Source organism: Clostridioides sp. ZZV15-6383 (genome assembly GCF_020657735.1).
Taxonomy (GTDB): domain Bacteria; phylum Bacillota; class Clostridia; order Peptostreptococcales; family Peptostreptococcaceae; genus Clostridioides; species Clostridioides difficile_D.
Map to the genome: position 1 here is coordinate 1 of NZ_JAGWCV010000132.1, position 647 is coordinate 647.

Annotated in this window: 1 protein-coding gene; it reads right to left on the reverse strand. The window is 32.6% G+C overall.

The genetic code is table 11. The annotated features are described in order from the left end of the window. Nucleotides 1-454 (reverse strand): hypothetical protein (locus KGF42_RS19100; protein WP_227826903.1); only part of this gene is annotated, 454 nt, incomplete at its 3' end. Between the last annotated feature and the right edge of the window lie 193 nt (nt 455-647).

Consider the following 647-nt stretch of genomic DNA (forward strand, 5'->3'; position numbering starts at 1 on the left):
CTTGCTTCGTATCAAACAAAACATCATTTAAATATGCTTTTACTGTGTATGTGTAACTATCTTCATTTGTTATTGTATAATCTATACCAAACCCTCTACTCTTAGAACCAAGCGAGCCATCTGTTCCACTTATGCTTGGTGTTGTGGATTTATATTGGCAATCAAAGTAACAGTCTTCTGTATATCTAGTCCATTCACTTGAATTTTGTGGTGAAAAAAAATAGCTATATGTTAATTTATAACGATTACCTGGATAAGCATCAAAGCTTCCGCTTTTATCCCACCCAACAGAAGTACCATCTGGTAATGTGCAACTCATCATATCGTATGCACCGTTGGAATCGGCAGCATTTTTTTTATCGCAATAATTCCAAGGTTTTATAGTAATTTTAGTAGCAGGTTTTTGTACTGTTATAAGTGAAGGCACATATAATCTTGGAAAATGTACACTCATACATATCACTTCCTCTCTTTTTTTATATAGGTAGCATATCTTTTAAACTATTTATTAAACTAACTCTAGCAGTATTTACACTAGTACATAACTCATCTATTGCCCCTTGGACATTGGTAGAATTTAGTTTACTTACTGTATTATCATAACTTGTTTTCTCTGCTGTTGTTTCTATACTATCTACACTAGTTTT